Source organism: [Mycobacterium] stephanolepidis, from assembly GCF_002356335.1.
Taxonomy (GTDB): Bacteria; Actinomycetota; Actinomycetes; order Mycobacteriales; family Mycobacteriaceae; genus Mycobacterium; species Mycobacterium stephanolepidis.
Map to the genome: position 1 here is coordinate 1,673,604 of NZ_AP018165.1, position 26,688 is coordinate 1,700,291.

The 26,688-nt window shown below is 65.0% G+C and carries 26 protein-coding genes and 1 tRNA gene; 21 read left to right on the top strand and 6 right to left on the bottom strand.

The window, feature by feature from the left end:
• Window positions 1–10: 10 nt before the first annotated feature.
• The 13 genes from MSTE_RS08350 to MSTE_RS08410 all read left to right on the top strand — a co-directional run bounded on the left by MSTE_RS08350 (window position 11) and on the right by MSTE_RS08410 (window position 14,480).
• Window positions 11–253 (top strand): acyl carrier protein, encoded by a 243-nt coding sequence (locus MSTE_RS08350; protein WP_030095215.1) that lies wholly within the window; start codon window positions 11–13, stop codon window positions 251–253.
• Window positions 250–1,911 (top strand): fatty acyl-AMP ligase, encoded by a 1,662-nt coding sequence (locus tag MSTE_RS08355; protein ID WP_096500398.1) that lies wholly within the window; start codon window positions 250–252, stop codon window positions 1,909–1,911. The genes MSTE_RS08350 and MSTE_RS08355 overlap by 4 nt, the downstream gene beginning before the upstream one ends.
• A gap of 137 nt (window positions 1,912–2,048) precedes the next feature.
• The gene (locus MSTE_RS08360) at window positions 2,049–2,777 is read left to right on the top strand and encodes an MlaE family ABC transporter permease (RefSeq protein WP_193442083.1); all 729 of its coding nucleotides are present in this window, start codon (window positions 2,049–2,051) and stop codon (window positions 2,775–2,777) included.
• A 62-nt stretch (window positions 2,778–2,839) separates the two neighbouring features.
• A complete protein-coding gene (locus tag MSTE_RS08365) occupies window positions 2,840–3,634 on the top strand; it encodes an MlaE family ABC transporter permease (RefSeq protein ID WP_096505617.1) in 795 nt (264 codons plus the stop codon).
• Window positions 3,615–5,144, top strand: a complete 1,530-nt coding sequence (locus tag MSTE_RS08370; protein ID WP_162291394.1) for an MlaD family protein — start codon at window positions 3,615–3,617, stop codon at window positions 5,142–5,144. Before MSTE_RS08365 ends, MSTE_RS08370 begins: the two co-directional genes overlap by 20 nt.
• Window positions 5,141–6,208, top strand: a complete 1,068-nt coding sequence (locus tag MSTE_RS08375; RefSeq protein ID WP_096500402.1) for an MCE family protein — start codon at window positions 5,141–5,143, stop codon at window positions 6,206–6,208. Before MSTE_RS08370 ends, MSTE_RS08375 begins: the two co-directional genes overlap by 4 nt.
• On the top strand, window positions 6,209–7,225 hold the full coding sequence (locus MSTE_RS08380; RefSeq protein ID WP_096500404.1) for an MCE family protein: 1,017 nt from the start codon (window positions 6,209–6,211) through the stop codon (window positions 7,223–7,225).
• Window positions 7,226–7,239: 14 nt separating this feature from the next.
• Window positions 7,240–8,331: an MCE family protein gene (locus MSTE_RS08385; RefSeq protein ID WP_162291599.1), complete on the top strand. Its 1,092-nt coding sequence runs from the start codon at window positions 7,240–7,242 to the stop codon at window positions 8,329–8,331.
• On the top strand, window positions 8,331–9,476 hold the full coding sequence (locus MSTE_RS08390; RefSeq protein ID WP_096500408.1) for an MlaD family protein: 1,146 nt from the start codon (window positions 8,331–8,333) through the stop codon (window positions 9,474–9,476). The genes MSTE_RS08385 and MSTE_RS08390 overlap by 1 nt, the downstream gene beginning before the upstream one ends.
• Window positions 9,473–10,672: an MlaD family protein gene (locus MSTE_RS08395; RefSeq protein ID WP_096500410.1), complete on the top strand. Its 1,200-nt coding sequence runs from the start codon at window positions 9,473–9,475 to the stop codon at window positions 10,670–10,672. The genes MSTE_RS08390 and MSTE_RS08395 overlap by 4 nt, the downstream gene beginning before the upstream one ends.
• Window positions 10,673–10,675: 3 nt before the next feature.
• The gene (locus tag MSTE_RS08400) at window positions 10,676–11,572 is read left to right on the top strand and encodes a metal-dependent hydrolase (RefSeq protein ID WP_096505621.1); all 897 of its coding nucleotides are present in this window, start codon (window positions 10,676–10,678) and stop codon (window positions 11,570–11,572) included.
• A gap of 93 nt (window positions 11,573–11,665) precedes the next feature.
• Window positions 11,666–13,072 (top strand): glycine--tRNA ligase, encoded by a 1,407-nt coding sequence (locus MSTE_RS08405; protein ID WP_046253258.1) that lies wholly within the window; start codon window positions 11,666–11,668, stop codon window positions 13,070–13,072.
• Between the two features lie 13 nt (window positions 13,073–13,085).
• Window positions 13,086–14,480, top strand: a complete 1,395-nt coding sequence (locus MSTE_RS08410; RefSeq protein WP_030095227.1) for an aspartate aminotransferase family protein — start codon at window positions 13,086–13,088, stop codon at window positions 14,478–14,480.
• Here MSTE_RS08410 and MSTE_RS08415 read toward each other — a convergent pair.
• The 3 genes from MSTE_RS08415 to MSTE_RS08425 all read right to left on the bottom strand — a co-directional run bounded on the left by MSTE_RS08415 (window position 14,477) and on the right by MSTE_RS08425 (window position 18,333).
• Entirely contained in the window at window positions 14,477–15,499 is a 1,023-nt protein-coding gene (locus MSTE_RS08415; protein WP_096500412.1) for a 1-aminocyclopropane-1-carboxylate deaminase, read from the bottom strand. The genes MSTE_RS08410 and MSTE_RS08415 overlap by 4 nt on opposite strands.
• 50 nt (window positions 15,500–15,549) lie before the next feature.
• Window positions 15,550–16,230, bottom strand: coding sequence for a GntR family transcriptional regulator (locus MSTE_RS08420; protein ID WP_096500414.1), 681 nt, complete (start codon window positions 16,228–16,230; stop codon window positions 15,550–15,552).
• 69 nt (window positions 16,231–16,299) lie between these two features.
• On the bottom strand, window positions 16,300–18,333 hold the full coding sequence (locus MSTE_RS08425; protein ID WP_096500416.1) for a TPM domain-containing protein: 2,034 nt from the start codon (window positions 18,331–18,333) through the stop codon (window positions 16,300–16,302).
• Window positions 18,334–18,393: 60 nt separating this feature from the next.
• Between MSTE_RS08425 and MSTE_RS08430 the strand changes: the two genes are divergently transcribed.
• Together MSTE_RS08430 and dnaG are read left to right on the top strand one after the other, a co-directional pair.
• Window positions 18,394–19,683, top strand: coding sequence for a deoxyguanosinetriphosphate triphosphohydrolase (locus MSTE_RS08430; RefSeq protein ID WP_096500418.1), 1,290 nt, complete (start codon window positions 18,394–18,396; stop codon window positions 19,681–19,683).
• Between the two features lie 25 nt (window positions 19,684–19,708).
• Window positions 19,709–21,613, top strand: coding sequence for a DNA primase (gene dnaG, locus MSTE_RS08435; RefSeq protein WP_096500420.1), 1,905 nt, complete (start codon window positions 19,709–19,711; stop codon window positions 21,611–21,613).
• Between the two features lie 11 nt (window positions 21,614–21,624).
• Here dnaG and MSTE_RS08440 read toward each other — a convergent pair whose 3' ends face one another.
• Window positions 21,625–21,873 carry a hypothetical protein gene (locus MSTE_RS08440; protein ID WP_030095233.1) on the bottom strand — a complete coding sequence of 83 codons (249 nt, stop codon included), beginning with the start codon at window positions 21,871–21,873 and terminating at the stop codon, window positions 21,625–21,627.
• Between the two features lie 225 nt (window positions 21,874–22,098).
• On the opposite strand from MSTE_RS08440, the gene MSTE_RS08445 reads away from it, so the two are divergent.
• A tRNA-Asn gene (locus tag MSTE_RS08445) sits at window positions 22,099–22,171 on the top strand.
• A 248-nt stretch (window positions 22,172–22,419) separates the two neighbouring features.
• Here MSTE_RS08445 and MSTE_RS08450 read toward each other — a convergent pair.
• Window positions 22,420–22,599: an excalibur calcium-binding domain-containing protein gene (locus MSTE_RS08450; RefSeq protein ID WP_096505623.1), complete on the bottom strand. Its 180-nt coding sequence runs from the start codon at window positions 22,597–22,599 to the stop codon at window positions 22,420–22,422.
• A gap of 215 nt (window positions 22,600–22,814) precedes the next feature.
• Between MSTE_RS08450 and MSTE_RS08455 the strand changes: the two genes are divergently transcribed.
• Complete coding sequence (locus MSTE_RS08455; RefSeq protein ID WP_096500422.1) at window positions 22,815–23,345, top strand: AAA family ATPase; 531 nt, start codon at window positions 22,815–22,817, stop codon at window positions 23,343–23,345.
• 44 nt (window positions 23,346–23,389) lie between these two features.
• Here MSTE_RS08455 and MSTE_RS08460 read toward each other — a convergent pair whose 3' ends face one another.
• Window positions 23,390–23,914 (bottom strand): hypothetical protein, encoded by a 525-nt coding sequence (locus tag MSTE_RS08460; protein WP_096500423.1) that lies wholly within the window; start codon window positions 23,912–23,914, stop codon window positions 23,390–23,392.
• A gap of 149 nt (window positions 23,915–24,063) precedes the next feature.
• On the opposite strand from MSTE_RS08460, the gene MSTE_RS08465 reads away from it, so the two are divergent.
• From MSTE_RS08465 to MSTE_RS08480, 4 genes are read left to right on the top strand one after another with little or no spacing between them, the layout of a single operon-like run.
• The gene (locus tag MSTE_RS08465) at window positions 24,064–24,459 is read left to right on the top strand and encodes a hypothetical protein (RefSeq protein ID WP_078342767.1); all 396 of its coding nucleotides are present in this window, start codon (window positions 24,064–24,066) and stop codon (window positions 24,457–24,459) included.
• Complete coding sequence (locus MSTE_RS08470; protein WP_096500425.1) at window positions 24,459–25,073, top strand: DUF3558 domain-containing protein; 615 nt, start codon at window positions 24,459–24,461, stop codon at window positions 25,071–25,073. Before MSTE_RS08465 ends, MSTE_RS08470 begins: the two co-directional genes overlap by 1 nt.
• 16 nt (window positions 25,074–25,089) lie before the next feature.
• A complete protein-coding gene (locus MSTE_RS08475) occupies window positions 25,090–26,319 on the top strand; it encodes a hypothetical protein (RefSeq protein ID WP_096500427.1) in 1,230 nt (409 codons plus the stop codon).
• 19 nt (window positions 26,320–26,338) lie between these two features.
• Window positions 26,339–26,662: a type VII secretion target gene (locus tag MSTE_RS08480; protein WP_096500429.1), complete on the top strand. Its 324-nt coding sequence runs from the start codon at window positions 26,339–26,341 to the stop codon at window positions 26,660–26,662.
• Window positions 26,663–26,688 lie beyond the last annotated feature (26 nt).

Consider the following 26,688-nt stretch of genomic DNA (forward strand, 5'->3'; position numbering starts at 1 on the left):
CTTGGAAATAATGGAAACCACGTCAGAAGTCCGCGAGTTCCTCATCGAGTTCATCGCCGAGGAACTCGAGATGCCCACCGGGGATGTCAACGACTTCTCCGAGTTGGTGGGTGATCTCGGATTCGACTCGCTATCGTTCGCGGTAGGAGTTTCGGAGATCAAGGGCCGCTTCGGTATTCAACTGACCAAGGACGATGTCTTCGAGTGCAAGACACTCGGCGCGTTGATCGAGCTGGTGGAGAGCCGGCTGTGAAAACGACGAACCCGGTGATCGACAGACTGCGTGACAGTGCTGCGGTCACCGAGCGCGGTCTCACCTGCGCGCCGATCAACCCCGACGGAACCTCGCGGTTGGAGGAGCTGCGCACCACGTCGTGGGCCGACGTGCACCAGCGGGGGCTGCACATCGCGGGCTCCCTGCAGGCAGCGGGTGTGCGACCCGGCGATGCGGTGGCCGTATTGGCCGGTGTCCCGGGGGAAATCGCGCCGTTGGTACAGGGCATCTGGATGTCCGGCGCCTCGGTGACCATGCTGCATCAGCCCACGCACCGCTCCGACATGCAACTGTGGATCGAGGACACCGGCAAGGCGCTGGCCGCGGTGGGCTCGACGATCGTGGTGGTAGGCGATCCGTTCCTGGCGGCCGCGGACCAGTTCGCCGCCGTGGGCGCCCGCGCCCTGGAGTTGCCCGGCCTGTCGACCGGCGCACCGGGGGAGATCATCGATACCGGCGAGGATGCTATTGCCTTCTTGCAGTTGACTTCCGGATCCACCGGAACGCCGAAGGCGGTCAGCATCACCTACCGCAACATCGAGGCCAATCTGCGGGCGATGGTCATCGCCTCTGGTGCAGATCCGGAATCCGATGTGGTGGTGAGCTGGCTGCCGCTCTTTCACGACATGGGCATGATGGGGTATCTCATCGTCCCGATGTGCCGGGGGATGAACACCGTCAGCGTGACGCCCATGGATTTTCTGGGCAACCCGCTGCTGTGGGCCGAGCTGATCAGCACCTACCGGGGCAGCATGACTGCCGGACCGAACTTCGCCTACTCACTGCTGGCGCGCAGGCTGCGTAAGGCGGCCGACGGTGCCTACGATCTGTCCTCGCTTCGTTTCGCGCTGAGCGGTGCCGAGGCCATCGACGTCGCCACCCTGGAACGCTTTGCGGCCGAGGGCGCCCGGTTCGGTATGCGGGCCGATGCGATCGTCCCCGCCTACGGGATGGCGGAGGCCACCTTGGCGGTTTCCTTTGTGCGCCGTGGTGAGGGCTACCAGGTATTGCCCCCACATCCCGATCTGGTCGCGGCCCCGGGCGAAGAGGCTAGTGCCCGTGTCGCGCTGGGGCTTCCGCTGCCGGGATGTGAGGTGCGAGTGGTGGCCGAGGACCGCTCGGTGCTGCCCACGGGGGCGATCGGTGAGCTCGAGATCCGTGGGGAGAACGTCACCGCCGGGTACCGCACCGCGGCGGGATTCGAATCGATGCTCGATGCGCAGGGCTGGCTGTCCACGGGCGATATCGGGTATCTCACCGCGGATGGGCAGCCGGTGATCTGCGGCCGCAAGAAGGACATCCTGATCATTTCGGGACGCAACGTGCACCCCGAGGACATCGAACGGTCGGTCGCGGGCGTCCCGGGTGTGAGGTCGGGCGGTGTCGCCGCGGTACGTCTGTCCACCGCTGCGGCGGGCGAGGGGTTCGCGATGGTGGCCGAGTCTGCGTTGCATGCCGACAGCGACGAGAGCGCACGCATTCGGGCCGAGGTGGCCGACTGCGTCTACCGCAGTCTGGGAGTGAGCCCGCGCGATGTCCATGTGGTCCCCGCGGGATGGATTCCCAAGACATCCTCGGGGAAGCTGCGCAGGAAAGCGACCACTGAACGGCTGACGAGGTGTGAACCGGCCCGATGACGACACGGGAACAGCAGGTCCGTGTCCGCTCTCTTATATCCAAAGTGGTTCGCCCACTGGGTGATCAAAGTGCGGACTACATGCGGCGCCATCCGATTGCCGCACTCACCACGGTGGGTGAGCAGTTCGTACTCGGCATGCATACGCTGCGGTACTTCGCGGTCGATCTGGTGACGGGTCGCTTTCAGTGGGCGGAGTTCGTGCGGCAGGCATCCTTCATGGCGGGTACGGCGGTGATGCCGACGGTGCTGGTGGCACTGCCCATCGGGGTAACACTCTCGATCCAATTCGCGCTGCTGGCAGGACAGGTCGGCGCCACCTCGCTGGCGGGCGCGGCCAGTGGGTTGGCAGTGGTGCGGCAGGCCGCCTCGTTGGTGGCGGCGATGCTGCTTGCCTCGGCGGTGGGCTCGGCGATGACTGCCGATCTCGGGTGCCGGACCATGCGCGAGGAGACGGCGGCCATGGAGGTCATGGGGGTATCGGTGGTGCGGCGTCTTGTGGTGCCGCGCTTCGCCGCGGCGATCGTTGTCGGTATTGGCCTGACCGGTGTGGTCTGCTTTGTCGGTTTCTTGGCCAGCTACTTGTTCAATGTCTACGTACAGGGCGGTGCCCCAGGGAGTTTCGTCGCGACCTTTGCGTCGTTTGCCTCCACGGGTGATCTGTTACTGGCGCTGTTGAAGGCCGCGGTGTACGGCGCGATCGTGGCGGTGATCGCCTGCCAGAAGGGACTGGCCGCACACGGCGGGCCGACCGGGGTGGCCAACTCGGTCAACGCGGCAGTGGTGGAATCTGTGCTGCTCCTGATGATCGTCAACGTTGTGGTCAGCCAGGTCTACACCATGTTGTTCCCACGGGGGGTACTGTGACCGCGACCCTGGCGGAGCCCCGGGTGACGTTGTCTCCAGGGGCCTTCCGCGCCGATGCCGCGATGAGGCCGCTGGCGCGATTCGGCCACATGGTGACCTTCTTCCTGCACGCCTTCCTGGCGATTCCGATCGCGCTGCGCCGGTACCGGCGTGAGTTCCTGCGCCTGCTTTCCGATATCACCTGGGGCAACGGGTCGATCGTTGTCGGCGGTGGGACCGCCGGTGTGGTGCTGGTGCTGGGTATTACCACCGGTGCCCTAGTGGCTATCGAGGGTTACAACTTCCTGGAATTGATGGGCCTGGGTCCTGCCACGGGTGTCATCTCCTCGTTGGTGACCACCCGTGAGCTCGCTCCGATCATGGCCGCGTTGGCCTTTGCCGTGCAGGCGGGCTGCCGCTTCACCACCCAGCTCGGGTCCATGCGCATCGCCGAAGAAGTCGATGCCATGGATTCTCTTGCCATCCGGCCGATTCCGTATCTGGTGACGACCCGACTGCTGGCCTCCGTGGTCGCCATCATCCCGCTGTATGTGGCATGCCTGACGATCAGTTATCTGTCCTGCCAGGTGATGGTGAGCATCGTCAGCGGCGGCTCGTTGGGCCCGTACCTGCACTACTTCACGCTGCTGTCCAGCGGCACGGATATCGCCTACTCGGTCTTCAAAGCCATCGTCTTCGTCTGGATAGCCTCGGCGGTGCAGTGCTACTACGGATTCTGCGCAGACGGCGGGCCGGAAGGGGTGGGCATCGCCGCGGGACACGCGATGCGCGCCAGCATCACCGCGGTGATCGTCGTCAACATGCTGCTCACCATGGCGCTGTGGAGTGTGGACTCCGGTGCAAGGTTCGGGGGATGAGGTGACGAATCAGCTTGGCATTCATTACGACTTGGACGGTGTGCGCTTCACCCGTCGCCAGCTGCTGATGCGCGGAGGTGCCGCGTTGGTCGCGGTTGTCGCCATCACGTCGGCGTTGTTGATCAAGTCGACGGGTGTGCTGGACCGGTACATCGACATCGTCGCCGATCTCCATAACGTCGGTGACGGGCTGCCGCCGCGCTCCGATGTGAAGTACCGCGGCGTGCTTGTGGGTGCCGTGGAAAGCGTCACCCCGGCGGCCGGTACTCAACCCAACCGGATACACGTGCGGCTCAAACACGGGTACGCCACCTCGATCCCCGGGACAGTCACCGCCCGCGTGGTGCCCAGCAATGTCTTCGCGGTCTCGGCCCTGCAACTCGTCGACCACGGACCCGGCGCACCCATTCGTGAAGGCGGGCATGTCGCCGAGGACACCCGGCTACCGACCGTGCTGTTTCAGACGACCGTCAACAAGCTGCGCGAGATCCTGACCGCCGGAGGCCGCGGACGTGAGGATCAATCCCTGGGCGTGCTGGCCGCAGTTGGCGCGGCCACCGATCACCGCCGGGCCGAACTACTCACCAGCGCAGCGCAACTCGACCGCATACTGGATCAGCTCAACGCCATTGTCGCGACCGACCAGGGGCCCTCCACTGTATCGGCATTGGTGCAGGCTGCCCACGGGTTGTCGCAGACCGCGCCGGATCTGGTGGATGCCCTGCATCAGGCCGTGAAGCCCATGCAGACTCTCGCCGAGAAGCGAGATCAGTTGCGTACATTCATCGGCGCCGGGGTGCACACCACCGGCACCACGGTGGATTCGCTGCACAATCACACCGACCAAATCATCCAGATCACCACCGATTTGACGCCCGTACTGGGGGTGCTGGCCGACAACGCCGAGCACTTCGTGCCGATCACCCAGCGCATCACCAAGTTCTCGGACACCTTTTTCCAGGAAGTCTGGGACCCGGAACTGGCGACCGCCCGAGGCCGAGTGAACCTGTCCTTCACTCCCTCCTACAGCTATACCCGCGCAGACTGCCCGCGCTACGGGGAACTCAAGGGGCCCAGCTGTTTCACCGCTCCCCAGATCGCGGTGCGGCCGGACTTGCCCGAGGTATTGCTGCCGCAGAACTATCATCCGCCGGCCGGCTTGGCGCCTCCGCCGGGAACTGTGGTCGGTGACAACGGCAACCTCGTCGCCGTCGGGCCACCACTGGTCAACCCCAATCCCAACCTGCATGATCCCAATCCGCCGGTGCCGTCGTGGCTCACGCCGGCGCCACCGGTACCCGGCGGCGCCGACCCTGGGGACGTCGCCGTGGCACCGGCATCTTTCGGTGGGAACGTGGGACCTGTCGGCAGCGCGCAGGAGCGCGGCCAGCTGGGCCGAATTCTGGGGCAGCCGGCGACAGCGGCAGATCAGCTGATCCTCGGGCCCGTCGCCCGCGGTACGACCGTGACCCGTAACCAGCACGCGCACAACGAGGGAGGCGCCCGATGAGACATACGGCAACACGCGCCTCGCTCATCGGCCTGGTCGTCTTCCTGGTGATGGCCACGGCGCTCACCTGGCTCGTGTACGTCACGCTGCGCCGGGATGTCAGGGGCTCCACAGTGCCTTACGCGGCCATGTTCACCGACGTCTTCGGATTGCGCGAGGGTGACGACGTCCGGATCGCGGGGGTTCGCGTGGGCAGAGTCGAGGGTGTCGAGCTCAACGGGACGCTCGCGAAGGTGAGCTTCGCCGTCCAGGACAATCAGCGGCTTCCCGACAGCACGACCGCATCGGTGACGTATCAGAACATCGTGGGTCAGCGATATCTCGCACTGGCACAGGGACACTCAGGAACCGGAACCTTGCTGGCGCCCGGTGGTGTTATCCCGGTCGAGCGGACCGAACCCTCCTTCGACATCGGTACCCTGCTCAACGGATACGAGCCACTTTTCGCGGTGCTGGACCCCGCTCAGGTGAACAACCTCACCCAGGCGGTGATCGGGTCGCTGCAGGGCGATACCGCGGCATTCGCGACGCTGGTGGACCAGACATCTACGTTGACGAAGACATTCACGGGCCGCGACGATGCGTTGGACCATGTGATCGGCAGTCTGGACAGCGTGGTGGGCAGCCTCGCCGCTCAGAACAAGGACTTCGAGGACGCCATCGCCGCCACCCGCCAGGTGGTCGGCCAGTTCGATAGCCGTCGTCCCGAATTGGTGTCCTCGGTCGGGAAGATGACCGAGGTGGTCAGGAACCTGTCCCGTATCGCGAAGGACGTAAATCCATCCGTACACGAGTTACTCACGCGAGAACCGGGTTACACCCGGCACATGCTGAACATCGAACCGCAGCTCGCTTACACAGGACTCAACACGCCGTTGTTCCTCAAGGGGCTGGCCCGCATGTTCGGGGAGGGGTCATACATGAACGCCTACGCCTGTGACGTGAACGCGTACGGATTCTTCCCGGGGCTCAACGACGTGGTTCCGATCATCGTCGACGCAGCCACCCCGGGCGGTAAGGCCAAGCACACGGCGCGGTGCCGGAACGCAGGCGACGGTGGCTAAATGATGAGACCGCTGGACTCCTACAACAAGACCTGGCTCGGTGTGATCGCCGTGGCCGTCGTCGCCGTGCTCATCGGTGCTCTGCTGCTGGTGAAGGAATTGGGAATCGGATACCGGCAGTTCACCGGAGAGTTCCTGCAGGCTGCCGCGCTGCGGCCGGGGAACATCGTCGCCGTCGCGGGAGTGCAGGTGGGTTCGGTGACCGGGGTGCGATTGTCGGGTGATCGCGTGGAGGTCACCTTCCGGGTGCGTGACAACGTGCCGGTCGGCACCGATTCACGGGCCGCCATCAAGATCACGACCTTGTTCGGTTCTCGTTATGTCGATCTGCGCCCCGCCGGCGCAGCGGCACTCGATGGCCGACGGATCAGCCTGCCGCACACCGAGGTTCCCTATGACCTGCAGGCAGCGCTGGCCGACTCCACCCGGACCTTCGAGCAGGTGGACGCCGATCGCATTGCCTCCTCGCTGGGTGTCCTGGGCACCCAGCTGGACGGACTGCCCAACGTGGTGCCACAGGCCATGGAGAACGTGCGCGCCCTGTCCTCGGTCATCGCGCAGCGGCGCGAACAGCTGGGCACGCTGCTGACCAGCACCGAGAAGGTCACCGGCATGCTGCGCCGCCAGCAGTCCGATATCGGCACCTTCATCCGGCAGGGACAGGAGCTGGTGGGCGAGTTCGTGGCACGCTCGGCCGCCTTCCACGCGATGATGCGCTCGCTGCAGAGCATCGTGGCGTCGCTGCGCACCATCGTGGTCGGCGATCACCGTGCACTCGACGGTGTCATCCAGACCCTGGAGGAACTCAGCGGCAAGCTTGCCGAACAGGATGCCTTGTTGCGCAACCTGCTCCAGATCGCCCCGGTACCCATTCGCGAGATCGCCAACGCCACCGGACTCGGCAACTCCATCGAGGGCAACCCGCCGGGTGGCGCACTCATCGACTCGTGGATGTGTGCGATCAGCGGGCGCGCCAAGCAATTCGGGATGCTCCAGTACTTCAAGGACTGCCAGTGACCACGATGCGCAAGATGCTCCTGATCTGTGTGGGACTTGTCCTCGTCGCGACAACGGCAGGGGCGGCATGGTCCGTTACCGGGGAGGGTGGAACCATCACGCTCACAGCCCAATTCGACAGCGCTGCGGGCCTGTACCCCGGCAATGTGGTGGCCGTGCTGGGTATGCCGGTGGGTCAGGTCTCCACCATCACCGCCCGGGGCGGATACGCCGAGGTGCAGTTCACCGTCGACCGGCAGGTCAAGATTCCTGCCGACGCCCAGGCCGTCACTCTCTCGACGTCCATCCTGACCGACCGCCAGATCGAGCTGACGCCGCCGTACCGCGGCGGGGCGGTGCTGCACGACCACGACACCATCGGACTGAACCGCACCAAGACTCCCGTCGAATTCGATCGGGTACTCGGCATGCTCGACAAGCTTTCCGGGTCCCTGCACGGCGACGGCGCCGGAGGTGGACCCATCGCCGCGGTGCTCAACGCCGGTGACGGTGTGGCCGCGGGCAACGGTGATCGGATCAAGACGGCGCTCGATGAGTTATCGCGGGCCCTGCGGCTCGGCGCCGACGGTGGCGAGCACAGTCGTGAGCAGATGACCGCCATCGTCAGGAACGTCAGCAGCCTGCTGGATGCGGCCGCCCGCAACGATGCGAGCTTGCGCCAGTTCGGTTCCACCGTGCGTCAGCTCAGCGATGTCCTGGCCCGGGAGAACTTCGGTTCGGGCAGTACCGGGAGGCAGTTCAACGAGGTGATCGAGCAGACCGGAAACATCCTGCAGGCCAACCGGGATGCCATCCATCGCGGTATTGCCAATGGCAACAAGAGCATTCAGTCGGTGTATGACCGTCAGCGGGAGGTCGCCGAGTTCTTCGATGTGCTGCCGTTGATGGCCGACAACCTCTACAACGCCATCGATCAACGCAACGGCGCGATACGCGCCCACTTCCTGGCCGACCGCATGGTCTTCGACGGGCAGATGGCCAAGGAGATCTGCAATCTGATGGGACTGCGTCAACTGGGCTGCAGCACAGGGACGTTGCAGGACTACGGCCCCGACTTCGGACTCACCTACATGCTTGACGGACTCGCGGCGATGGGGCAGAAGTGATGGGGCGCAAGTTATCGATCGTCGTCGCGGTGGTGTTCCTGTGCGCCGGGTGTTCCTCTGCGGGACTGGCCGACCTGCCACTGCCTGCCCCCGGCCTGGGTGGCGGGGGATACCGGCTGACCGCAGTCTTTGCGAACGCGCTCAACCTACCCGAGCGTGCCAAGGTGAAGCTCGCCGGTGCGGATATCGGCGAGGTGGAATCGATGGCGGCCAAAGATTTCCGTGCGGTGACCACGTTGCGCATCCGGCACGATGTCACCCTTCCGGTAGGCAGCACGGCGCAGTTGCGCACGGCCACGCCGCTGGGTGACGTCTTCGTGGCCGTCACGCCGCCCGAACAACCCAATGCGCCCACACTCGGCGACGGGGACACCATCACGATCGACCACACCGGTGCGGCGGCGACGGTGGAATCGGTGCTCAGTTCGGCGGCGATTCTGGTGAACGGTGGTGCGGTGCACAACCTCACCAACGTTGTCAACGGTATGGGCAGGGCGGCGGGCCAGGACGGCCAGGCATTCGGGCGGATGATCGGCAAGTCCAACGAGCTGCTGGGCAAGCTGAACGCACGCTCGGGACAGCTGGATACCGCCCTGACCGAGACGACCCACCTAGCCGAGGTTCTCGACGGCAAGAGTGAGAGGCTTGCCGAGGTGCTGCATGCGGCGGGCCCGGCCACCGCGACCTTGCAAGACAATGCCGGTCAGATCTCCGATCTGGTGCTGCTGCTGGGTGATACCGCACGCGAGCTGGGTAAGTTCCCGTCCATCGCGGGCACTGACACCAGCGGGCGCAGCGTGGTGGCCGACGCCAACGCGATCTCCCGGTCCTGGAATGACGTGGTGCTCGATCCACAGACCAGCCTGCTCTCGCTCAACCGGCTGTATGCGCCGTTCATCAAAATCACTGCAGGATCGGCCATCTCAGGCAGTGCCGGTATCGACCGACTGGTGCTGGGCGCGATACCGGATGCCGGTTTCGGGGGAGATCCTGGATTGCACGGCCCCAAGCGATACGACTGGGCCAAGCTCGTGGGGACCTTCAAATACACGCTGTGGCGGTTACAGGAACGCGTCGTCGGGCAGGGCCCCGAAGCGCAAGGCACCCAGCCGCCGGGACCCGACGTACAAGGACCCGGACGATGAGCCGCGCATGGGTAAGCGGACTGTCACTCGTTGCCACCCTGGCCATTTCGGTCACCTACCTGTTGGTGGAGGTGCTGCACGTCCGGCCGCTGACATCGAGTTACCCGCTGACCATCCAGCTCGCCGAGTCCGGAGGTCTGCTGCCGAACCAGGATGTGACGCTGCATGGAGTGCGGATCGGCTCGGTCGAGTCGCTGACCTTCACCGGGGACGGTGTCAACGCGACAGTGAGCGTCGACAGCGGAGTTCGCGTCCCCGCGTCGGCGGCGGTGCGGGTGTCCGGGCTGTCCGCGGCCGGTGAGCAGTATCTCGATTTCTCCGCGGCATCCGACGCGGGCCCGTTCCTGTCCGGCGGAGACGTGATTGCCCGGGACCGCACCGCCATACCGGTCACTCCGGCACAGCTGCTGACCCATGCCGACGGTGTTCTCGCCCAAGTGGATCCGGCCAAGATCGAGCGCATCAAGACGGAACTGAGCCTGAGCGCGCAGGGGCCCCGCAAGCTCACCGACATCGTCAACGGCGGGGTGTTCCTGCTGTCCACCCTGGATTCGGTGCTTCCCGAAACGGTCAGCGCCATCAGGGACAGCCGGACGGTGCTGTCATCGGCGGTGGACGTCAACGGTGGAATCGCGGTCACCTCACGCAATCTGCGCAGCACCTTGGCGGGCATGAACGCGATGGACGGCGGCTACCGGAAACTCATCGATCAATCCCCGCGAGTGCTGGCGGCCACCGACAACCTGTTCACCGACAACTCCGACACCATGGTCCAGCTGCTGGCCAATCTGGCCACCAACGCGCACCTGTCGTATGTGCGGGTACCGGCGTTGAACGCCCTGTTTCCCACCTATCGCGGCTCAGCGCTGGAGGCGTTCATCAGCACCATGCATGAGCACGGCCTATGGGTGACGGCCGACCTGTATCCGCGATACGCCTGCGACTACGGCACTCCTCGCCATCCACCGTCCTCGGCGGACTATCCGGAACCCTTCTTGTACACGTACTGCCGCGACGACGATCCCGCCGTCTTGGTGCGGGGCGCCAAGAATGCCCCGCGTCCCGCCGGGGATGACACGGCCGGGCCGCCGCCCGGTGCTGACCTAGGCGCACGATCCGACCCGACGCCGCCCGGCCGGTACACCATCCCGACGCCATACGGCGGACCTGCGCTGCCCATCGAGCCACCGAGGTAAATGATGCCGGCGAACAATCCGCAACCGCGTCCGTCATCGGCCGCCGGACGCGCTGTGCACACCCGCCGGATCGCGTTCACGTTCGACGGGGCGTCCCCGTCGCGGCGCCACTTCGTCGCGGGCGATATCGCGATGAGCCATCTGGTGGCCCTGCTGTCCGGCTTCTTTCCCTCGGGTGAGGAGTTCTTCATCCAATCCGTGCGCCGCTATGACGGTCAGATCGGTGATCCCGTGCTCAGGAAACAGGTCGCCGGATTCATCGGACAGGAGATGACGCACGGCATCCAGCACCGTGAGCTCAACACGCAGCTGGTGCGCCGCGGGTACTGGGCGACGGGGTTCATGGACCGGATGGGCACACGGCTGGTCCAGCGCATGAAGCAGAACAGGGACCGGCTGCCGGATCCGGTGGCACGATCCGCGCTCGCGGTGACGGCCGCGGTCGAACACCTCACGGCCATCCTCGGGGAGCAGGTGCTCAGCGTGGCGTGGATCCAGCAGCAGCTGACCGATCCCGAGGTGCGAGCGATGCTCAATTGGCATGCCATCGAGGAGATGGAACACAAGTCCGTTGCCTTCGACGTGTACCGCCACGTCGGGGGCTCCGAGCGGATGCGGATCGCGGCCATGGCGCTCACGCTGGGACTTTTCCTGAGCAGGACGGTGATCTTGCTGGCCTCGATCGTCACCGATCCCTGGGCCTGGCGACACCCGGTGCGCACCCTGCGCAGCGTTCTCAGGCTGCCCCGCACGCCGCTGTTCGCCGGGCTCTGGGCCAAGATCCGCAGCTACCTGTGGCCCGGATTCCATCCCGACGACATCGACCACGGCCCACTGCTCGAGAAGTGGCGCGAGGAGTACTTCGGTCCCCACGGCATCCTGCTGGACCATCTGAAGTAGCTGCTGCGGCCACCGAGGTAAAACGCGCTTGGTCCGGCCCTTAGGCTGTTCAGGTCAATTACTGCAGTCTTGCAAGAGGAGCCTGAGCAGATCGTGGCCGCCAAGCCGAACGCCGCCGGTAAGAAGATCGAGGCCGTCGTCAACCTCGCCAAGCGCCGGGGGCTCGTGTACCCCTGCGGCGAGATTTACGGCGGCACCAAGTCGGCGTGGGATTACGGCCCGCTCGGTGTCGAGCTCAAGGAAAACATCAAGAAGCAGTGGTGGCGCTCCGTCGTCACCAGCCGCGACGACGTCGTCGGCCTCGACTCCTCGGTGATCCTGCCCCGTCAGGTCTGGGTCGCCTCCGGTCACGTCGAGGTCTTCAACGATCCGCTGGTCGAGTGCCTCAACTGTCATAAGCGGCACCGTCAGGATCACCTGCAGGAGGCCTACGCGGAGAAGAAGGGAATCGACGACCCGGAGTCGGTCCCGATGACCGACATCGTCTGCCCCGACTGCGGCACCAAGGGACAGTGGACCGAGCCCCGTGACTTCAACATGATGCTCAAGACCTACCTGGGCCCCATCGAGACCGAAGAGGGCCTGCACTACCTGCGTCCGGAGACCGCGCAGGGCATCTTCATCAACTTCAAGAACGTCGTCACCACGTCGCGACAGAAGCCGCCGTTCGGCATCGGCCAGATCGGCAAGAGCTTCCGTAACGAGATCACCCCGGGCAACTTCATCTTCCGTACCCGCGAGTTCGAGCAGATGGAGATGGAGTTCTTCGTCGAGCCGTCCACCGCCCCCGAGTGGCACAAGTACTGGATCGACACCCGGCTGCAGTGGTACGTGGATCTGGGTATCGACCCGGAGAACCTGCGGCTGTACGACCACCCCAAGGAGAAGCTGTCGCACTACTCCGACGGCACCGTCGACATCGAGTACAAGTTCGGTTTCAGCGGCAACCCGTGGGGTGAGCTGGAGGGTGTCGCCAACCGCACCGACTTCGACTTGTCGACGCACGCAAAGCATTCCGGTGAAGACCTGTCGTACTACGACCAGGCCGAGGACCGCCGCTACACCCCGTACGTGATCGAGCCCGCGGCCGGGCTCACCCGCTCGTTCATGGCCTTCCTGGTCGATGCGTATCACGAGGACGAAGCTCCCAATGCCAAGGGCGGCGTGGACACCCGCACCGTCCTGCGCCTGGACCCGCGCCTGGCTCCGGTCAAGGTCGCGGTGCTGCCACTGTCGCGCAATGCCGACCTGAGCCCGCGCGCCAAGGCGCTGGCCGCCGAGCTGCGGCAGAGCTGGAATGTCGACTTCGATGACGCCGGTGCCATCGGGCGCAGGTATCGTCGACAGGACGAGATCGGCACCCCGTTCTGCGTCACAGTCGATTTCGACTCGCTCGAAGACGACTCCGTCACCGTTCGCGACCGCGATGAGATGACCCAGCAGCGTATTCCGATCGGCGGCGTGGCCGATCATCTCGCCAAATCTCTCAAGGGCTGCTAGCCGAGGAGCAGAAATGACTGACGTCCAGAATCACATCGGAATCGATCCCGCCAGCGCGCCGATCGAGGCACCGGCGGCCGAGGCGCAGGTTCGCGCCGACGACCGTGGGCACGTTTTCCACTCGTGGTCCGCGCAGGCGGCCATCGACCCGCTGCCGATCGCCGGTGGTGCGGGCGCGACCTTCTGGGATTACACGGGCAAGGAGTACCTGGACTTCGCCTCGCAGCTGGTGAACCTCAATCTGGGACACCAGCATCCGCGTCTGGTGGAGGCCATCCAGCGTCAGGCCGGTCGGCTGGCCACTATTGCGCCCGCCTTCGCCAACGATGTGCGCGGTGAACTCGCCCGCCTGGTGGCCGAGCGTGCACCGGGAACCCTGAACAAGGTGTTCTTCACCAACGGTGGCACCGAGGCCGTGGAGCACGCGGTCCGGATGGCGCGTCACCACACCGGTCGCCGCAAGGTGCTGTCCGCATACCGCAGCTACCACGGTGGCACCACCACCTCGATGTCGCTGACGGGTGAGCCGCGCCGCTGGGCCAATGACCCGGGCGACAACTCGGTGGTCCGTTTCTTCGGGCCGTACGCCTACCGTTCGGTGTTCCATGCCACCTCCCCGGAGGAGGAAACCCAAAGGGCGCTGGAGCATCTGGAGCAGGTGATCAACCTGGAGGGCCCGCCCACCATCGCCGCGATCATCCTGGAGTCGGTGGTCGGCACCAACGGTGTGCTGGTGCCGCCGCCGGGTTACCTGGCCGGGGTGCGGGAGATCTGCGACCGGTACGGCCTGGTGTTCATCGCCGACGAGGTGATGGTCGGCTTCGGGCGATTCGGGGAATGGTTCGCCATCAACGCCTTTGACGTCACGCCGGACCTGATCACCTTCGCCAAGGGCATCAACTCCGGCTATGTCCCGCTGGGGGGTGTGGTGATCTCCGATGCCATCGCCACCAGCTTCGATCACCGTCCGTACCCGGGTGGATTGACCTACTCCGGTCACCCGCTGGCCTGCGCGGTCGGTGTCGAGACCATCAAGGTGTTCGAGGACGACAAGATCCTGGAGCGGGTGCGCGATCTCGGTGAGCGCGTGGTGCGTCCGGAACTGGAGCGCTGGGTGCAGACTCATCCGAGCGTCGGCGAGATCCGCGGCCGTGGCTTGTTCTGGGCGGTGGAACTGGTGCGCGACAAGCAGACTCGCGAGCCGCTGGTGCCGTTCAATGCCAGTGGTGAGGCCGCGGCGCCGATGAACGCCTTCGCGGCGGCGTGCAAGAAGAGTGGCCTGTGGCCGTTCACGCACTTCAACCGCACGCATGTGGCGCCTCCGCTGATCATCAGCGAAGAGGATCTGCGACGTGGACTCTCGATCATCGACGAGGCGCTGAACGTCGCCGACGGGTACGCGAGCTAGCCGGGAAACACGCTGCTGTAGGCGTTCAGCGCGGGCTGGCCGCCGAGGTGGGCGTATAGGACGTTCGAGCTCCGCTCGATCGTCCCGTCACTGACGAGGTCGATCAGGCCTGCCATCGACTTGCCCTCGTACACCGGGTCGGTGATCATCGCTTCGAGGCGCCCACAGAGTTTCATCGCCTCGACGGTGGAATCGACGGGCACGCCATACTTTTCGCCCGCCCAGCCCTCCAGGACGGTGATCTCGTCGGGGCGCAGGTCGCGTTCGAGGCCGATCTGCTGGGCGGTGTGCCGGGCGATGCGGGTGACCTGGTCGGTGGTCTTTGGGAGCGTGGCCGATGCGTCGATACCCAGCACTCGCCGTGGCCGTCCGCCGGCATCGGCGAGTGCGGCGAACCCCGCGATCATGCCCGCATGGGTTGACCCGGTGACCGTGCACACGACGATGGTGTCGAAGAACACGCCCAGCTGATCCTCCTGTGCGGCCACCTCATACGCCCAGTTGGCGAAGCCGAGGCCGCCGTATTTGTGTTCCGAGGCACCGGCGGGGATGGGGTAGGGCTTGGCGCCGGAGTTCTCGATCGCGGTGAGCGCGTCTTCCCGGGATTGGCGGATGCCGATATCGAATCCCGAAGGGTCGAGCTGAGTTTGGGCTCCCATGATCCGTGACAACAGGATGTTGCCCGCCTTGTCGTTGACCGGATCCTCCCAGTCCACCCAGCGTTCCTGAACCAGGTGACAGCGCATCCCCAGCACGGCCGCGACGGCCGCCACCTGTCGGGTGTGGTTGGACTGGTAGCCGCCGATGGATACCAGCGTGTCGGCGCCGCTGGCCAGCACGTCGGGAACGATGTACTCGAGCTTGCGTATCTTGTTGCCGCCGAAGGCGAGCCCGGAGTTGCAGTCTTCGCGTTTTGCCCAGATATCGGCGCCCCCGAGGTGGCGGCTGAGGCGCTGCAGGGGATGGACCGGGCTGGGCCCGAAGGTCAGTGGATAGCGGGGGAAATCGTGGATCGACACGGCGTTCTCCTGGCTCGGGTTCTGGGAATGGCGTTGTGGGGGAGCGGTCTTCAGCCCGCGCCGCGTTCCTCGGAGTCGGCGGCCTCCGGCGCCGGGATCAGGGTGTGCCAGTTGTCGCGGGCCGCGCGTCCGGCGCCCTCACTGTCACCGGCTTCGCAGCGCGCGATGATCTGCTCGTGCAAGGCCACGGAATGACGCCCGTCGCGGCTGGCGAACCTGATGCGTTCCAGGCGGCGCAGCACGGGGGTCACCTGCTCCAGCACGGCGGCGATGTACGGGTTCGCACTGGCATCTATTGCGACGGCATGGAATTCGTCGTCGGCGGCCAATGCGGCATCGGGATCGTGCGCATCGAGGGCGGCGGCAAATCGTGTGTTGGCGTGCCGCATCGCGGCCAGGTCACCGGCGGAGATGTTGGTGATGGCCTCGCGCACCGCGAGCTCGTGCATCGCCGCGGCAACGGACTGTGCGGCACGCGCCTCCCGGATGTCGATGGGACTGACGATGGTGTGCCGTCCCGGTTGGGTCTGGACCAGACCGGCGTGTTCCAGCCGGGCGAGTGCCTCACGGATCGGGGTTCGGCTCACGCCCAGCCAGCGGCTGAGCTCGTCATCGCGCAGCCGCTCACCGGGGGCCAGCGTTCCGTCCACTATGGCCGTGCGCAGGGCCTTATAGGCATCGTCGCGGAGTAGCGAGCGCGCCATCACGCCTTCCGAGGGAGGTACCGGCATGCAATATATTGCACATCGACAGCGGCGTGCCGTCAAGTGTTGGGTGAAATTTCGAGCGGGGACGGCGCGCTAGAAGCGGCCGCCGCCGCCCCGGAAGCTCGACCCCGAGGATCGAGACGAGCCGCCATACGACGACGAGCCCGACCCGGACCAGGAGCTGTGGTGGCTTGATCCGCCGCTGAGCATGCCGCGCAGGATGCCGCCGATCACGGCACCCGCGACGTTGCCGGCCACATCGCCCGCCACGCTGTATCCGCGGTAGTTGCCGTACCCGTTGCTGTAGTAGGACTGGGCCGCCCGCACCTCTTGGATCGCGCTGCCTTCGGCACGCGTCGCCAGCTCGGTGGCCCGATTGGCCCACAGAATGGCGTTCGAGGGATCTGACTGGCGTGCGGACTCGGCCGTCGCGATGCTGCGTTCGGCTTCCGCGATGTATCCGCGTGCGACAGAGCCGACGGCGCCTCGGTGCAGTCCGATGTACTGGGTGACCCCATTCACTTTCTGGCGGGCGGTGGCGATCGCTTGATTGAGCGCGCGGGCACGGCGTTCGGCGGCGTCCTTTTCTTCCCGCACCGCGGCCAGCAGCTTGTCGAGCTCGGCATCGGCCGTGGCCAGGTGGGTGAAGGCGGTCAGCGGATCGGTGGGCCCGACTCTCTCGGCGTCGGCCACGGCCGCGTCAGCCCTGTCGTGGGCCTTCGTCAGCTCGTCGGCACGGGGCACCGAACCCTGCCGCTGAAGTTCCTCGGCCTGGGCGATACCCGACTTCGTGTCCGCAATCGCCGCGGGCAGTGCGTCGATGGCGCGCCGGATGTTGTTGGCGGCGTTGTCCACCGCGTCCAAAAGCGCGGCGGCCTGGTTCAGCGCCGATTCGGCTCCGCGCACGGCGTCGACGAGATTCATCTGCTGGCCCTCCAGGGGGCGGGCGGCGAGTTCCCGGCCGTGGGTGATCCGGGAGTCGGCGAACGTGGTGCGCTCGGTGGCCTCGGTGATGTTGTCGACGATCGACGCCAGGGCCGCGGCATCGAACTGGGTGCGCAGTTGCTCGAGAACCCGCTGTGATTCGGGTACCCGAGCGGTGGTGGCGACCACTTGCTGGGTCAGCGTGTCCAACTTCGTGGGGGCGTTGATCACCAGGTTCCGCAGCGCGTCAAAGGCATTGGACTGATCATCGAGGGTGCGGTCGGCACGTGCCGCGGTGGTGATGACATCGATCAGCAGGCGGCGCTGCTCCGTGGGCGTTTCCGGGACGGAGTCGTCGAGCTGCTTGCGCACGGAGAATGCCTGAGCAAGAGCTTTTTTCGCGGAATCGACGGCTTGCTGGAAGGGCGCGGTCTGTTCGGTTCCGAATTCCTCGACTGCCAGCGTGAGTTCGGCCTCGCTGGTGCGCACGGCGTTGTCGACGTTCACCACAATCGATTTCGACAGGCCATCGAGTGCGTCCACCGATTGCGCGGCTAGAGCTTCTGCGTTGGTCGGGTCGATGCCCTTAGCGGCCTCGATCTCTGCGCGCCGACGGGATCGGGTGCGGAACCAGGAGTACAGCATGAAGGCGCCGACCACGACGGCTCCGAAGACCAGCGCTGCCAGGATCGGCTTCCAGGGTATGGAGGTTGACGATGCGGCGGCCGATTCCAGGCCCTTGGCGGTGTTGATGGCGGCGCCATCCCAATTCGATGCGCGTAGCGCCGGTTCGATCGTGTTGGTGCGCAGCTCTTCGATCTCGGAATCGCTGACGTTCTTGATCTCGGATGCGACCTGGAACGCGTAACTGCGTTCTTCGGTTGCCACGGCGAGCAATGCGTCGCGATCTCCCAGTCCGCTTGCCTTGAGGGTTTTGTTGGCCCATGTCACCGGGTCGGCGCCGTCGAAATCCTTGACGTACACCACCCACAGCCGTACGTGCTGTGCGTCGTAGAGCTGATCGATCGCGTTGCGCACCTTCGTCGGGTTCTTGAGTGCCCCGGCCCGATCGGTGACGTAGGCGGGTATCCGGAAGGGCGGGTCGGCACTGGCCACCGGTGCCGGCAACAGGGTGGGGGCAAACACCGTGAGCATCGCGATCATGACTCCCAGCAGGCTCCCGAGGGCACGCAGCAGACGCATGGTCGCCAATCTAATGCCTCGCGCGGCGCGTGGACCCGTCCTGGCAGACTGGTGCCCACGATGCGTACACAGGATGCCTACAAGGACGCCTATACCGATTCCGACCGTGAACGCGTCGTCACCGAAACACCCAAGACGGCGGCCATCGTCGACATCCCGTCCTCGGAGTACCGGACCGACTTCGCGCGGGACCGGGCGCGGGTTCTGCACAGCGCCGCGTTCCGGCGCCTGGCCGATAAGACGCAGGTGGTGGGTCCGCGTGAGGGTGACACGCCGCGCACGCGGCTGACCCACTCGGTGGAGGTGGCGCAGATCGGCCGGGGTATCGCCACCGGCCTGGGGGCGGACCCGGATCTGGTGGACCTGGCCGGGCTGGCGCATGACATCGGCCATCCGCCGTACGGGCATAACGGTGAACGTGCGCTAGATGAGGTGGCCGTCGACCGTGGTGGGTTCGAGGGCAACGCCCAGAATCTGCGCATTCTCACCCGGCTTGAGCCCAAAGTTGTTGATGCCGACGGCAACAGCGCCGGGTTGAACCTCACGCGTGCCTCGCTGGATGCGGCGACGAAGTATCCGTGGCTGCGTCCGCCGGGCGGCGGAAAGTTCGGCGCCTACGTCGAGGATGGCGCGGCGCTGGACTGGGTGCGTGCCGGGGCGCCGCCGCGCCGGCGCTGCCTGGAAGCACAGATCATGGACTGGTCCGATGACGTCGCCTATTCGGTGCACGATGTCGAGGACGGAGTGATCTCCGGGCGTATCGACCTTCGGGTGCTGGCCTCGCGGGGGGAGGCCCAGGTGCTGGCGGAGCTGGGCGTGAAGTCGTTCGGCGGCCTGGAGCAGGGCGCACTGGAGGAGGCCGCCGCGCGGCTGGCCACGCTGCCGGTGGTCGCCGCGATCGGCCCGTACGACGGCACCCTGACTGCCTCGGCGGCCCTCAAGCGGTTGACCAGCGAATTGGTGGGCAGGTTCGCCTCGGCCGCGATCGGGGCCACCCGCAAGGTGGCCGGTGATGGGCCTTTGGTGCGGTTCGAGGCCCAGCTGACCGTGCCGGACGTGGTCGCCGCCGAGGTTGCCGTGCTGAAAATGCTTGCGCTGCAATTCATCATGTCCGATCCGCGGCATATCGCGGTACAGGCCCGGCAGCGTGAACGCATTCATCGGGTGGCCCAGTGGCTGGCATTGGGGGCTCCGGCCACGCTGGATCCGGTGTTCCTGCCCGCATTCGAGGCCGCCGCCGACGACGCGGCGCGTACCCGGGTGGTGGTGGATCAGATCGCCTCGTACACCGAAAGCCGGCTCGAGCGGGTGGACCGCGATAGTCAGGGTGTGCAAGCCAGCTGGGCCTGACGGCGAGGTTGGCTAAGCTGGCTCGGTGGCCGGACGCATCCCTGATCGCGATATCGCGGCGATCCGTGAGCGCACCCGGATCGAGGACATCGTCGGCGACTACGTTCAGCTCAAGCGCGCGGGTGCCGACTCGCTCAAGGGGCTGTGCCCCTTCCACGACGAGAAGTCGCCGTCCTTTCATGTGCGGCCCAATCACGGCCAGTTCCACTGCTTTGGCTGCGGTGAGGGCGGCGACGCCTACACCTTCATCCAGAAGATCGAGCACATCAGCTTCGTGGAGGCCGTCGAGCGGCTGGCCGATCGCATCAGCTACACCATCAACTACGAGGGTGGCGGCACTGCTGCGCAACGCGACCGGGGGACCCGGGCGCGGCTCGTCGCCGCCAACGCGGCCGCGCAGGAGTTCTACGCCACCGCGCTGGATTCACCCGAGGCCGCACCGGCGCGCCAGTACCTGACCGAGCGCAATTTCGATGGCGCGGCGGCCAAACAGTACGGCTGCGGATACGCCCCGTCCGGGTGGGACACCCTGACAAAGCATTTGTTGCGCAAGGGATTCGAATTCAAGGAGCTCGAAGCCGCAGGCCTGTCCAAGGAGGGGCGCCGCGGCCCGATCGACCGGTTCCACCGGCGGCTGTTGTGGCCGATCCGCGCCAGCAGCGGCGAGGTGATCGGCTTCGGGGCGCGCAAGATCTTCGACGACGACACCATGCCCGGCAAGTACGTCAATACCCCCGAAACGATGCTGTACAAGAAGTCTTCGGTGCTCTTCGGGCTCGACATGGCCAGGCGGGATATCGCCAAGGGGCACCAGGCCGTTGTCGTCGAGGGCTACACCGATGTGATGGCGATGCACCTGGCCGGGGTGACCACGGCGGTGGCGTCGTGTGGCACCGCTTTCGGTGATGAGCACCTTTCGATGCTGCGGCGTTTGATGATGGACGACTCGTACTTCCGTGGCGAGCTCATCTACGTTTTCGACGGGGACGCCGCCGGACAGGCGGCTGCGCTGAAAGCCTTTGAGGGAGAGCAGAACCTGGCCGGCCAGTCGTTCGTTGCGGTGGCTCCTGACGGCATGGACCCCTGCGATCTGCGGCTCAAGTCGGGGGAGGGGGCGTTGCGGGATCTGGTGGCGCGCCGCACCCCGCTGTTCGCGTTCGCGATCCGGTCGGCGTTGGCGGAGTCTGATCTGGAGATCGCCGAGGGGCGTGTGGATGCGCTGCGTCGGTGTGTGCCGATGGTGGCCAGGATCAAGGACCCGACGCTGCGTGACGAGTACGCCCGGCAGCTGGCCGGCTGGGTGGGATGGGACGACGTGGCCCAGGTCCTCGCGCGGGTGCGTGAGGAGGCCGGTAAGGCGGCGAAGGGCGGATCGGTGTCACCCGACCGCCGCGTGCGCGGTGCTGAACCTGCGGCGGCGCCCAAGGTCGCCATGCCCGACGCCAAGGACCCCACGCTGTGGCCGCAGCGCGAGGCGCTCAAGGCGGCGCTGCAGTTTCCGGCCTTCGCCGGACCGGTGTTCGACTCGCTGACCGCCGACAGCTTCACCCACCCCGGATATGTGGCGGTGCGCATCGCGATCGAGGCGGCCGGTGGCGCTGCGGCGGGGATTGTCGGCGCGGAATGGATCGACAAGGTGCGCCAGAGCGCGTCGTCGCAGAACCAGGTGGTGCTGATCAACGCGTTGACCGCCGAGGCCATCCAGGTGGACAGCGACGAGCGGCTGCCGCGATACATCGGGTCGGTGCTGGCCAAGTTGCAAGAGGTGTGGGTCGGGCGGCAGGTGGCCGAGGTCAAGTCGAAGCTGCAGCGGATGTCGCCGGTGGAGCACGCCGACGAGTACCACGCGCTATTCGGCGACCTGGTGGCGCTGGAGGCGTATCGACGCAGCCTGCTGGAGCAGGTCAGCGGCGACGACCTCTCGGTGTAGGGGCGAGACTCCTACTTATTGTCGAGCTGAGGCTCGGGCTCCAAGATCATGGTCGTCTCGTCGATCGGCGTGAGCTCCACCATGTGGGGATCAGGGGACAGCGAGTTGGCCAGGCGCCGACGGCTGATCTCGATCAGCTTCTTGGTCGCGGGGCTGCCGGTGACGGCCTGATACCCGTTGACGATCTGCTCGTATCGGCGACGGCCAGCCTTCGCACCCAGCACGTAGCCAGCGGCCAGCACCAACAAAACCCGAATCACGAACCCTCCACCAACTAACGAAGTTCTCCCTATCCTGCCTGACGCAGCTGTGAACGGCTGCGTCAGGCAGGTCACATCTGCGCGCTTCTATGCGACAACCGCGATGTTCACCGTCTTTGTCGCTCGTAGGCGAGCGATGCGGCGGGCATACGGTTTGGCTTTCACCCCTACCCGTAGGCTAAAGTCATGCCTCGGTTCGCGGTACAAACTGACGCGATCCGGTAGTCCCCTGTAGCTCAATTGGCAGAGCTTCCGACTGTTAATCGGACGGTTCTTGGTTCGAGTCCAAGCGGGGGAGCAGGTCAAGAGGTATTTCTGGTTCGATGGTGTAGCCAATGCCCTTTCGTCGCACCGCATCTGACACTCCATGCGACTCCACGCCAGCACACGCAACTGACCGGACATCGTCCGTCTCAGTGCGTTGCCAGGTGGCGGTCAAGGGTGCGGATCCATGACATGCGCCGTACCTGCGCGTCGTGGCTGATTCAGCGCCCGGGCGGCCGCCAATGCCATCGCGATGGCTCTCAAATTGTCAACGGGTATCTCTCAGCCCTCACAGGCGACCCCATCGTTATCCCGGTCCAGCTTTGGCCGGTAGCCGGGGTCGCCTTTCTTGATGTTGTAGGCGCCATCGGCGTGGGCTTCTTTGCAGCTGCCGCACGGCGGGTCCATCTGTGTTGGGCCCGCCGCACCAGCCGACCAAGCTGCTGACGCAGCGACGACCATTCCGCCGATGAACCCGCTGATGAGTGCATTGACCGTGAGCTTCGTTGCCCCCGACCTCCCCGTGATCTTGCTTGTGGTGAGAGGAATGTACTCGTAATCGAGGCCGCTCACAGCCGTTTCACAGCTCGATTATCGGGAGCCGATCGGCTCGGCATGCGGTTACCGTCGATGTCAGTGTCGATTCGCGTGGAACCTATTGGAAGTGTTGAGTAGTGATGGACAGTGCGAAGTTGCGGCCGCTGCTGGTGGTGTTCGCGGGGCTTCCGGGTAGCGGAAAGACAACGTTGGCGCGCGGGCTGGCCGACGATCTGAGTGCCACCTTCTTGCGGGTGGACACCATCGAAGCGGCGATCAACTCGACTCTGTCTTCTTGTGAAGGAAACCCGGTGGGATACGTTGCCGCACAGTGGGTGGCAGAAGATCAGTTGCGTGGTGGGCGCCCGGTTGTCGTTGATGCGTGCAACAACCTACGGGTCGCTCGTGAGATGTGGAATGAACTGGCAGGGCGCACCGCAGCTGATCTTCGGTGGGTTGAGGTGACTTGCTCTGATCCCGGCGAGCATCGCCGTCGTGTCGAAGAGCGGCAGGGAGATTGGCCGGGGCAGGGTGAACCGACATGGGTCGAGGTGGAAGCGCGTGAATGGGAACCGTTCGATGAACCACGGCTGCTCATCGACAATATCGGGCCACCGTTGGCTCATCGCGCGGCAATACGCAATGAGCTCTCTGGGTTAGGCCCCGAGTGATATCCGAATCCATTGTGTTGCCAGTCTTCTCGGCGGGGTAACCGTCATCCGGCGGGGTCGAGCTCCGCCTGTTTGGCAGCTTGTTCCAGCAGTTGGGCTCGTGCGTCGAGTCGGTCGGGGTTGATTGCCTGGTGGGTGACCACGGCGGCGAGGCACAGGTAGCCGAAGATGCTGACCCGATTGAGATCGATGAAGTTCATGGCGGCAATAAGGCCCACGAACAGGAGTCCGAACGGGTCGCCCTTCTTGCCGAGATTGGGTTGAGCGAGTCGCGCAGCTGCGTGCAGTACCACTGACTCATTGGGCACCGCACCGGCGCGAGTGGCGTGGATGGCTTGTGAACGTTGTCGTGGTGAAAGGCCTTTTAAGGCTTCGCGCGCGGCGACGCGGCTGTCTCTGCCGATTAGGGCGGACACAGACCCAACCGCGGCCGAGATTGCCGCACACGCTGTCAGCCCAAGGTCGGAACTCCTGCCATCCCAGGTCAGCGTCAGCAACACAACGAAGATCAGTGATGAGTAGATGGGCCAGCGCAGCCATAATGGAGCAATCTCCAACCTGAGTTCCACTAGGCAAGTGTAGCTATCTGGCAAATTGAAAACCGGAGGTTGTCGTCAGCTCAGGGTCCACAGCGAAAATAGTTGGAACCGGATTGGACCTAGTGTCGTCGTATCTAGATGAATGCCAGTTGTGACGACAAGACGCGAGGTGAAGCAGAGTGAGTGGTTACACGTTCCAGCTGCGCGACATGAATCAGCAGGACCGAGATAAGGCTGCTGGCGCCGCCAAGAAGACTTTGCACATGAAAGACGGGGCGGGAGCGGAGCTCGCAGCGCCCATGCTCAAGGCCCGCGACATCATTGACGCTGAGCTTAGGGCGTTGGGGCAGGGGCGTTCCGGACTGACATTTGGGAAGCTGCCAACCGGTGACGAGGTCAAAGCTCAGTACGACGCGCGCGCGGAGAGGGCTAAATCGGGGTTGGGGAAGCTGCGCGACCAGTACCAGGGGTTCGCGGATCATTTCATTGCGACCGAGTTGTATTTCAAGAAGTCCGACGAGGAGATCGCCAAGATGTTCGAGGCGGGCTACGGCGGGACGGCGATCTCGTACTGATGGAAACTCGAATTCTCGCGTCCGTCCTGGTTGCTGCCGTCGCTTTGTCAGCTTGTTCAACCACCACCGCAGGCTCGCCGGCCTCGGAAGCCACCACGTCTGCCTCGGCCTCAGGCGCTGCGTCGTCGCCGACATCTTCGGCCTCCATCCCTTACACGTTGACCGCTCCTCATCCGCCTGCAAACGAAGGCAACAACGGGACCAGTTTCGACCCATGCGTTGCTTACACCGCTGCGGAGATCCGCTCCTGGGGCGTCGACCCGGAGAAGGTGGAGGACACTGGCCGTCAGGGGCTGGAGATCAGGGGCTGCTCCTGGTCTGCTGATGGATGGCAGCTTGCCCAGACAGTCATCAATAACCCAATCAGTGACTATCTGAACAATCCTCAATACCCGATTGCACACAGGCAGACGATCGGTGGTCTTGACGCTGTGGTGTATCAGGACCGCGTTACCGGCGCTTCAGGATGCTACGTAGCGTTGCCGTCGCAGCAAGCCACAGTCCACATTCTGGCTGGTATCTACAACGAGAAGACAGGACGTAAGGGTCTTCCGGACCCGTGCGCCAAAGCTATTGAGGTGGCCACATTCGTCGCGACGAAGCTTCCGAAGTAACAGAGGGGATCGGGATATGGCTAATGACAATTGGCAAGGCCGCTCGCACGGGGAGATTGTAGGGCTGCTGGGCGAGTTGAAATCGGATGCGGCGCATGATGAGTCGAAGCGGTGGGACAACACCAGCACGGCAGTGGCTGATTCAATCGATATCGCAATGGGTGCACGCCAGAAGCTCCTAGACAACACAATCTGGGACGGCGACGCTGCACGTACTGCGTACGACACCGTGGATAGCTTCTACAAGGAGTCCGCTGACCCTCAGACTGGCCTCGCGGCGGAGGCGGGCAAGATCAGCCAAGCCGCGCTGCAGGATGGCGAGACGTTGATTGCAGCTTCGCGTGTGGCGCAGAACTACCCCGAACCGGGACCGGGTGCTCCCACGAACCGAAAAAAGGAAGAGCTGGAAGCGATTCGGGCCGAAGCTCAGCGCATGTATACAGACCCACTCAGCGCAGCTAACCGGCCCGAGATCACCGACGGCGCCAGTCAGCAGCAGTTGGGTCAGATTCCGCAGGGAAATGGCGCTGGCAATGGCGGGGGAAGCAATAGCGGGGGCGGTTCCGGTGGCGGCACCCAGACCCCGCCCTCGACCGACGGGTTGGCCAACAAGGACACCAAGCCGCAGCTGGCCGGTGGTGATGGTCAACAGGCTGGAGCTGGACAGGGGCAAGGTCAGGGTGGTGGCCAGGGCAGCGGTTCTGGTGGTGGTCAGGGATCTGGATCGGGTGCTGGCTCGGGTTCCGGTGGTGCAGGTTCTGGATTAGGTTCTGGCTCAGGCGGTTCCGGTCTGCCGATCGGTAGTACGACCGCGGCAGGATTCTCTCCATCGTCAACGGGCACCGGCACAGGCGTCAGCGGGCCCGGTTCGGGTGCTGGCGGACCTGGCGGGTTGAGTGCGCTTCGTGGTGGTGCCGGTCTGCCGGGCGGTGCCGCCGGCGGCAATGGGTCCGGCGTCAACCCTGCGGCGGTGGGTGCCGCCGGTGTACGCGGTGGTGGCCCGATGGGGATGATGGGCAGCCCTGGCGCGCATGGCCGAGGTAGCAAGGGTGAAGGCGACGGTGAGAAGGCGACACCGCAGATTCTGATCAATTACGACAACACCGACGAGTTCTTAGGCGATATGCCGGCAGCTTCACCGGGGGTTATCGGTGACTGGTCCGAGCAGGAGAAAGCCGAAAAGGCCAAGCGCGAAAGAGAGATACGTCGCTACAAGGCCCTTGGCTGGGACGTGAAGTTCGAGTGAGAATTGTTGGGGGTTGGTTGTGAAGGTTGATCCGGCCAATGTGCGTCAGGGTGCGGGCAAGGTTGATGGTGTCGGCGCTGACGTGTCCAAGCTCAAGGCACCGGATTCCAGTGGTGCGGCGTCGGGTTTGAAGGGCTTCGCCACGGCGGGGGCCTTGCCCGCGGCGAGCGATGCGCTGAAGACCTCTCTGACGGTTGTGGCGGGCCGCTATGAGCAGATGGGGGTGCTGTTGCGGCGCTCTGCCGATAGTTATGAGCATCAGGACGGTAAGACTGCGGTGTCGTTGACCCAGATGGTGGGTGACGGGTTGACATCGTTGGGTGATTTGAACACAGCTAAGTAAAAGTGGCTGTGGCGGGAGGGATTTGG